General features: G+C 69.2%; 8 protein-coding genes. 7 read left to right on the plus strand and 1 reads right to left on the minus strand.

Annotated features, from left to right (window positions below):
- Positions 1-229: 229 nt before the first annotated feature.
- Positions 230-988 carry an SDR family NAD(P)-dependent oxidoreductase gene (locus B3I25_RS09115; RefSeq protein ID WP_286738719.1) on the plus strand — a complete coding sequence of 253 codons (759 nt, stop codon included), beginning with the start codon at positions 230-232 and terminating at the stop codon, positions 986-988.
- Between the two features lie 207 nt (positions 989-1,195).
- On the opposite strand, the gene B3I25_RS09120 is transcribed toward B3I25_RS09115, so the two are convergent.
- Entirely contained in the window at positions 1,196-2,116 is a 921-nt protein-coding gene (locus tag B3I25_RS09120; RefSeq protein ID WP_179861228.1) for an NADP-dependent oxidoreductase, read from the minus strand.
- A gap of 321 nt (positions 2,117-2,437) precedes the next feature.
- Here B3I25_RS09120 and B3I25_RS09125 point away from each other — a divergent pair, with 321 nt between their 5' ends.
- From B3I25_RS09125 to fbaA, 6 genes are all read left to right on the plus strand, one after another.
- Positions 2,438-3,064 carry a hypothetical protein gene (locus tag B3I25_RS09125; RefSeq protein WP_286738720.1) on the plus strand — a complete coding sequence of 209 codons (627 nt, stop codon included), beginning with the start codon at positions 2,438-2,440 and terminating at the stop codon, positions 3,062-3,064.
- Positions 3,065-3,070: 6 nt separating this feature from the next.
- Positions 3,071-3,694, plus strand: coding sequence for a thymidine kinase (locus B3I25_RS09130; protein WP_035960877.1), 624 nt, complete (start codon positions 3,071-3,073; stop codon positions 3,692-3,694).
- A gap of 30 nt (positions 3,695-3,724) precedes the next feature.
- Positions 3,725-4,306 (plus strand): orotate phosphoribosyltransferase, encoded by a 582-nt coding sequence (gene pyrE / locus B3I25_RS09135; RefSeq protein ID WP_098053556.1) that lies wholly within the window; start codon positions 3,725-3,727, stop codon positions 4,304-4,306.
- On the plus strand, positions 4,299-4,994 hold the full coding sequence (locus B3I25_RS09140; protein WP_035960874.1) for a TrmH family RNA methyltransferase: 696 nt from the start codon (positions 4,299-4,301) through the stop codon (positions 4,992-4,994). The genes pyrE and B3I25_RS09140 overlap by 8 nt, the downstream gene beginning before the upstream one ends.
- A gap of 115 nt (positions 4,995-5,109) precedes the next feature.
- Positions 5,110-6,453, plus strand: coding sequence for a lipase family protein (locus tag B3I25_RS09145; protein ID WP_286738721.1), 1,344 nt, complete (start codon positions 5,110-5,112; stop codon positions 6,451-6,453).
- Positions 6,454-6,701: 248 nt separating this feature from the next.
- Positions 6,702-7,724 carry a class II fructose-bisphosphate aldolase gene (gene fbaA / locus B3I25_RS09150; RefSeq protein ID WP_064846477.1) on the plus strand — a complete coding sequence of 341 codons (1,023 nt, stop codon included), beginning with the start codon at positions 6,702-6,704 and terminating at the stop codon, positions 7,722-7,724.
- The last annotated feature ends 282 nt before the right edge of the window (positions 7,725-8,006 follow it).

The following is an 8,006-nucleotide window of genomic DNA, read 5'->3' on the forward strand; positions in this document are numbered from 1 at the left end:
CGGCCCGGCGCGCCGGTGGTGCTCGCGCCTCGAACCGGGGGTGGCTGGTTCCTCAAATTTACTGCACCGCACCGGGGCGTCGTCGCTGGTCGCGCGCTGACCGGGGCCTGCCGGCTCATGGGGCCCGTCGACCTGCGCGCACCGGAGCCGTACGATCGGGCGGAGAAGGCGACGAACGGCGTCATCAACAGCGTGCTGGACCGCCCACGAGGCGGGGAACGGAGCGGACATGGACATCAGGGACTCGACGGCGGTCGTCACGGGTGCGGCCTCCGGGCTGGGGGCGGCCACGGCCGCGGAACTCGTGGCGCGTGGGGCGCGCGTGATCGGCCTGGATCTGCCGCAGGTCGTGCACGCCGCCGCGCCGGTCGACGGCGTGCAATACGTGTCCGCGGACGTCACCGACGAGGAGCAGGTGCGGGCCGCCGTGGCCACCGCCGCGGACGTGGCGCCGTTGCGCACCGTGGTCAATTGCGCGGGCATCGGGACCTCCGCGCGCGTGGTGGGCAAGAACGGCGTTCACGACCTCGCATTGTTCGAGCGCGTGGTGCGGATCAACCTGATGGGCACGTTCACGGTCCTCGCGCTCGCCGCGGAGGTCATGACCGCGCAGGAGCCCGTGGATGAGGCTGGTCAACGCGGCGTCATCATCAACACCGCCTCCGTGGCTGCCTTCGAGGGACAGATCGGCCAGGCCGCGTACGCCGCGTCCAAGGGTGGTGTGCATTCGATGACGATCGCCGCGGCGCGTGACCTCTCCTCCCGCGGGGTGCGCGTGATGACGATCGCCCCCGGGATCGTGGACACCCCCATGCTCGGTCGGGTGAGCGAGGATTTCCGCAGCGCCCTGGCGGAGTCCGTCCCCTTCCCGCACCGCCTGGCCCGCCCGGACGAGTACGCCCAGCTCGCGGGGATGATCGTGGAGCACGACTACCTCAACGGGGAGACCATCCGCATGGACGGCGCCCTGCGCATGGCGCCGCGCTGATCCTCGCTGCCGCGCGCCTGTCCCGTCCCGGCCACGCAGCCACGGGCGACGACACCGCACGGCCCCGCACATGACGATGCCTCGTCACGGTCCACCCGTGACGAGGCATCGTCGTGATGTGGTCAGAGCTCCGTGGCCCCGGCCTGCGCGAAAGCCCCCCGGGAGTCGCCCCGCTGAGGTCGAGACGCCCCCGGGGCGTTCCGCGGATCAGTCGACCGTGAGCACGATCTTGCCCACGGCGTGGCCCTCCTGGCTGGCGGTGAATGCGTCCGGCAGCTGCGCGAGCGGGAAGGTGCGGTCCACGCGGACGGTGAGCTTGCCGTCGTCGGCCAGGCGAGCGAGCTCGGTGAGCTGCTCTGCGTCCGGAGAGACCCACATGTAGCTCCCGCCGTGCTCCTCCACCTCGGGGTCCGCGATGGAGGCGTGCTGGCCGCCGTCCGCGAGCACGGCGACGGAGTCCTCCACCACGCCGCCCACGAAGTCCACGACGATGTCCACACCGTTCGGGGCAAGCTCCTTGACGCGCTCCACGAGACCGTCCCCGTACTCCACGGGCTCCGCGCCGAGCTCACGCACGTAGTCGTGGTTCTTGGTCGATGCGGTGCCGATCACCCGCGCGCCGAACGCCTTGGCGATCTGCACGCCCATGCTCCCCACACCACCGGAGGCCGCGTGGATCAGCACGGTCTTGCCCTCCGCGAGACCCAGTCGGGTAAGCACCTGGTACGCGGTGAGTCCCGCGAGCGGCAGCCCTCCGGCCTGTTCCCAGGAAAGACTCTTCGGCTTGGGGGCGAGTGCGCGCACGGGGACGGAGACGTACTGGGCAAACGTGCCGCCGTGGATCCAGTCCTTGCGGGCGTAGGCGATCACCTCATCGCCCTCGGAGACGCTGGGGGTGTCGAAGCCCTTGCCCACGACGACGCCCGCGACGTCCCAGCCGGGGGTCGCCGGGAACTGGACGGTCATCATGGGATCCAGCCCGCCGGACATGACCTTCCAGTCCACCGGGTTGATGCCCGCGGCCTTCACCTTCACCAGGACCTCGCCGGGGCCTACCTTGGGCATGGGCTGGTCGGTGAGCTCCAGTACGGAGGTGTCGCCGTACTGCTGATATGTCTGCGCCTTCATTGTGGTCATGTCTGTCTCAACAGCCCCGGGCGGGGACCTTATTCCATGCCGCAGCAAGGTCTGTCATTCCGGACCGGCCCCTGGGTGCCGGCGGTCACCCTCAACCCCCGCCGCAGCACGTGCGCCATGGCGTCCAGTCCTCCACCGAGGAGATCAGGACCGCGGCTACCTGATGCAGGCCGTCTTCCTGGTCCTGCGGCCGTGGGGCGGCGTCGTCGTGCCTCTACCGGGCGGGTGCAGGAGCGCTGAGGCCAGGGACCAGGGGCGCGCGGCCTGACCCGCTCCGCAGGGTGAGCCGCAGCACCCCCTGGGCGTGGAATGGTGGACCCTGGGAAGAAACGACTTGTCGCCGAGTGGGAGCCCGCGCTCGGGGCCTTCGTCACCTGGCCCGCGGCGTTGCCGGGTGCCCTGTTGCGAGACCTCGCGCTGGACGCACACCTGTGGGTCCTCGTCACGGACGCCGCCTCGGAGATCGACGCCGCCGCGTGGTTCGCGTCCCAGGGCGTCTCCCCGGACCGGGTCACGTTCGTCCATGCGCCGCAGGGCGACGACGCCGTGTGGGTGCGCGACTGGGGCCCGCACCCCGTGATGGACGAGCATGGTCAGCTGTGGTGCGTGGGCCCGCGGTACGTTTACGCCACGCCGTTCACTGCCCACGAGCCGGGCGCGCCCCTGGAGACTGCAGGCCGCGAGCCCCTCGCCGCGCTCGAGTCCGAGCCCGTGGACCAGCGTGCCCAGCCCGCGCTCAGCCGGGCGCTGGGGCTGCCGTTCGAGAAGCTCCCGCACGCCCATGCGGGAGACCGCACTGAACGGCGAGTACACGGCCCACTTGCCGCAGGCCCGGCCTCGGGTGAGATCGAGTACGCGGTCGAGGCGACCCCCGAGGACGGCCGCGTGCAGCGCTGGCCGCGCCCGTCGAAGGCGTGGCTGCGGGCGGCGATAGACTGACCGACCGTGGCCAAGCTCTACTTCCGCTACGGCGCGATGAACTCCGGGAAATCCACGGCGCTGCTCCAGGCCGCCTACAACTACGAGGAGCGCGGGCAGCGCGTGCTGCTCGCCAAACCCCACGTGGACACCAAGGGCGAGGACCAGATCCTCTCCCGGCTGGGTGTCACCCGCACGGTGGACTTCCTGATCCAGCCCGGCGAGAGCGCCATGGGCCTGTTCAAGCGCCACTCCACCGGCGATGACCCGGAGGCCCTGCTCGAGCACGTGGACGCCCAGCCCGTGGCGTGCCTGCTGGTGGACGAGGCGCAGTTCCTGGAGACCGGGCAGGTGGACGACCTGCTACGGATCGCCGTGCTGCTGGACGTGCCCGTGATGGCCTACGGCATCCGCACCGACTTCCGTACCCGTTCCTTCCCCGGCTCCGAGCGGCTCATGGAGCTCGCCCACACCTTGGAGGAGCTCAAGACCATCTGCCGCTGCGGACGCAAGGCCCTGTTCAACACGCGGAAGGTGGGCGACGACTTCGTGTTCGAGGGGGACCAGGTGGCCATCGACGGCGTGGCCGTCACCTACGAGTCCCTGTGCGCGGCGTGCTACCTGCGAGAATCCGGCGGCAGGCTGGGCTGAGGGGTTAGCCCCGACACGTAAACTGCCCGTATGAGCACCGACTTCTCTCCCGTGGACCTGGCCACCGCCCGTGAGCGCCTGCGCGAACTGATCAAGGACCTCGCCGTGGTGCGGGGCAAGGTCACGCTGGCCAGCGGCATCGAAGCGGACTACTACGTGGACCTGCGCCGCGTGACCCTGCACCACGAGGCCTCCCGGTACGTGGGTCAGGTCATGCTCGGTCTGCTGGACGAGGCCGGGATCGCGTTCGACGCCGCCGGCGGGCTCACCATGGGCGCGGACCCGGTGGGCAACGCGATCATGCGCACGGCCGGGGACCAGGGCCGCACCGTCGACACCTTTGTGGTGCGCAAGGCTCAGAAGTCCTACGGCATGGGGCGTCAGGTGGAGGGCCCCAGCGTGGTGGGCCGGGACGTGGTGGTCGTGGAGGACACCTCCACCACCGGCGGTTCCGCCCTGACCGCCGTGGAGGCGCTGCAGAAGGCGGGCGCGAACGTCGTGGCCGTTGCCGTGATCGTGGACCGCCGCACCGGCGCCAAGGAGCGCATCGAGGAGACCGCGGGCGTCCCGTGCCTGTACGCCTACTCCAAGGACGAGCTCGGGCTTGACTGAGCCGGACGCGTCCGGGTCTCGGCAGGACGACGACGCTGCGCCCCGCGTCGTCGGCGTGGGCCCCTGGCAGGGCGAGTGGCCCGCCGGCGAGCGCTGGGACCCCGAGCTGCTGCGCGAGGGCGACCGCCGCAACGTTGCGGACCAGTACCGCTACTGGCGCATGGACGCGATCATCGCGGACCTGGACTCCAGGCGCCACGCCTTCCACGTGGCGGTGGAGAACTGGGAGCACGACTTCAACATCGGCTCCGTGGTGCGCACCGCCAACGCGTTCCTGGCTCGTGAGGTGCACATCATCGGGCGACGCCGCTGGAACCGCCGCGGAGCCATGGTCACGGACCGCTACCAGCACGTGCGCCACCACGCGAGTGTCGCGGAGTTCACGGCCTGGGCACGCGGCGAGGGACTCGCGGTGCTCGCGATCGACAACGTCCCCGGTTCCCAGCTGCTCGAGACGTTCGAGCTGCCCGAACGCTGCGTCCTGGTGTTCGGTCAGGAGGGCCCGGGGGTCTCCGAGGAGCTCGTCGCGGAGGCGGACGCGGTGCTGGCCATCGAGCAGTTCGGCTCCACCCGCTCCATCAACGCCGGAGCGGCCGCCGCCGTGACCATGCATGCATGGATCCGCCGCCACGTGTTCGAGCAGCGTCCTGCGCCCTCGTCCGACGTCACGAAGGGCGCGGGAGCGTGAAAAAGGCCGGCCGACCATAGCCAGGAGGCAGAAGTTACCGTAGGGTCATGTGAATTGAATCACATGATGAAAGGTTCGCATGCTCATGGCTGCCTCGACCACTCGACCATCGTCCTTGCGGCGTTCTGCGGGTGCCCTCGCCCTGGGCGTTGGGCTGCTGCTTGCTGGACTGCAGCCCGCGAATGCGCAGAGCGCAGCAGGCTCCGCACCGGATGGCGGTTTCTCCGAGCTGCCGCGTAGCGAGCAGGACCAGAAGCTCCAGGAGCAGGGGCTGACCCGCGATGATCTTGCTCGCGAGGATGCGCTGAAGAAGCTCCGCAGCTCCACGGACACGGACTTCTACAGCACCCCGGCGCAACTGCCTGCCGCCAACGGGGGCGTGGTGCGTTCGGAGCCGTCCACGTTCTACCTGGACCCCGTCAAGCTCATCAAGCCCAATGCGTCCGCCACGCGCATCATGTACAGGACCACCAACAGCAAGAACCAGGCCGTGGCCACCACGGGCACCGTGCTGCAGTCCAAGGCTGCGTGGCGCAAGCCCGGCCCACGGCCGCTCGTGGTGCTGTCCTCGGGTACCCAGGGTATGGGCGACTCGTGCGCGCCGTCCCGTCAAATGGCCATGGGCACGAACTCCGAAGGTCTCAGCCTGGCCGGCCTGATCAATGCTGGCTACAACGTGGTGGCCCCGGACTACATCGGTCTGGGCACTGACGGCGCCCACACCTACATGAACCGTGTGGACCAGGCTCACGCCGTGCTCGATGCCGTGCGCGGTGCGCAGCAGCTCGGCATGGAGGGAGTGGACGCTAAGACCCCCGTGGCCGCCGTGGGATACTCGCAGGGCGGCGGTGCCACGGCTGCAGCCGCGGAGAGCGCCCCTGAGTACGCCCCGGAGGTGCAGCTCAAGAGTGCCTGGGTGGGTGCGCCGCCCGCGGACCTCACACTCACGGGTCAGCACATCGACTCCTCTCTCTTCTCCGGCCTGTCCTTCTACGTGATGGGGGCGGCCGAGGACTCCGGGGTGGCGGTTCGGGACAGACTCAATGCTGAAGGGCAGAGGCGCTATGACAAGGCCCAGGACAGCTGCCTGGTGGGCACCGTCCTCGCCGACGCCCTGGTGCCGTCCGAGAAGCTCACGGCTGACGGGCGCTCCTTCTCCCAGCTGCTCGGGGACCCCGCTCTGAAGGCGTACCTGGACGAGCAGACCATCGGTGCCGCGGGCCGCCACCCTCGTGTCCCGGTGCGCATCGCCCACACCGTGGCGGACGACGTCGTGCCCTACCAGTCGGGCCGACGGCTCGCCCAGAAATGGTGCGCCTCCGGGGTGAACGTCTCCATGCAGACGCTCGCTACACCCACCCATGTGGGGGCCTCCCTGGAAGGCGTTCCCTCGATGCTCGTCTACCTGGACGCACGGTTCAATGGCATCCCGCAGACCAGCTCATGCTGGCGGCTGTGAGCGCCACGGGGCAACGACCCCCGGGCGCCGCGCACCCACCGAGGAGGTCACCCGTGGGTCCGTACGTGGTCACGGCGGCGTGACCACGGCGCGGCTCTGAGACGATCGGCCCGCCACGGTTCATCCCGTGGCGGGCCGCAATTTTGCGGTGCCGTCCCGGGTCACGAGCAGACCCGTCGCCTAGACTGGAAACAGGCCTCAGGCCACGGTCCAGCCGTGCATCGGGAACCCAGTAGAAGGAGTGTTTCATGCCCATCGCAACCCCTGACGTTTACTCCGAGATGATCGACCGGGCCAAGGAGAAGGGCTTCGCCTACCCGGCCATCAACGTGACCTCCTCCCAGACCCTCAACGCCGCGATCCGCGGTTTCGCCGAGGCGGGTTCGGACGGCATCATCCAGGCGTCCACCGGTGGTGCGGCGTACTGGTCCGGCTCCTCCGTGAAGGACATGGTCACGGGTTCGCTGGCCATGGCGGCGTTCGCCCGCGAGGTCGCCAAGAACTACGACGTCAACATCGCGCTGCACACCGACCACTGCCCCCAGGACAAGCTCGAGGGCTTCGTGCTGCCGCTGCTGGCCGAGTCGGAGAAGGCCGTGGCCCGCGGTGAGGACCCCATCTTCCAGTCGCACATGTGGGACGGTTCCGCGATCGATCTGGACGAGAACCTCAAGATCGCCCAGGAACTGCTGGAGCGCACACACAAGGCCAAGATCATCCTCGAGGTGGAGATCGGGGCCGTGGGCGGTGAGGAGGACGGCGTCGTCGGCGAGATCAACGACACGCTCTACACGACCGTCGAGGACGGCATGAAGACCATCGAGGCCCTGGGCGCCGGAGAGAAGGGCCGTTACATCACGGCGCTGACCTTCGGCAACGTGCACGGCGTGTACAAGCCCGGCAACGTGCGCCTGCGCCCCGAACTGCTCAAGCAGATCCAGGACGAGGTGGGTGCCAAGATCGGCAAGGATCGCCCGTTCGACCTCGTGTTCCACGGCGGCTCCGGTTCCACCGCGCAGGAGATCGCGGACGCGGTGTCCTACGGCGTGATCAAGATGAACGTGGACACCGACACCCAGTACGCGTTCACGCGCCCCGTGGCCGGGTTCATGTTCAGCAACTACGACGGCGTCCTCAAGGTCGACGGCGAGGTCGGCAACAAGAAGAAGTACGACCCTCGCGTGTGGGGCGCCGAGGCCGAGACCGGCATGGCCGCCCGCGTGGTGGAGGCGTGCCAGAACCTCGGTTCCGCGGGTACCTCCATCAAGTAGGTTCCCCCTGCTCCTCCGGTGCCCCGTACCCCGTGGTGCGGGGCATCGTCGTGTCTCGGGCCGCAACACTACAGGGTCGCTCACCGGGGTGATTCGAATCACTTGTTACGCTCCCCAAGTATGGGAACGAGCCACTCGCCGGAAGAAAACCCAGGCCGCGACCGCCACCACCTGACGGTCAATTCCGAGCCTTCCCGGGCCTACCTCGAACAGCTCGAGCAGGATACGGAACGTCGTAAGAACGAGCTGAAACATCACTTGGCCAGCCACGACGGCGCAGCG

The sequence above is a fragment of the Kocuria sp. UBA1838 genome, from assembly GCF_002338785.1.
Classification (GTDB): Bacteria; Actinomycetota; Actinomycetes; order Actinomycetales; family Micrococcaceae; genus Kocuria; species Kocuria marina.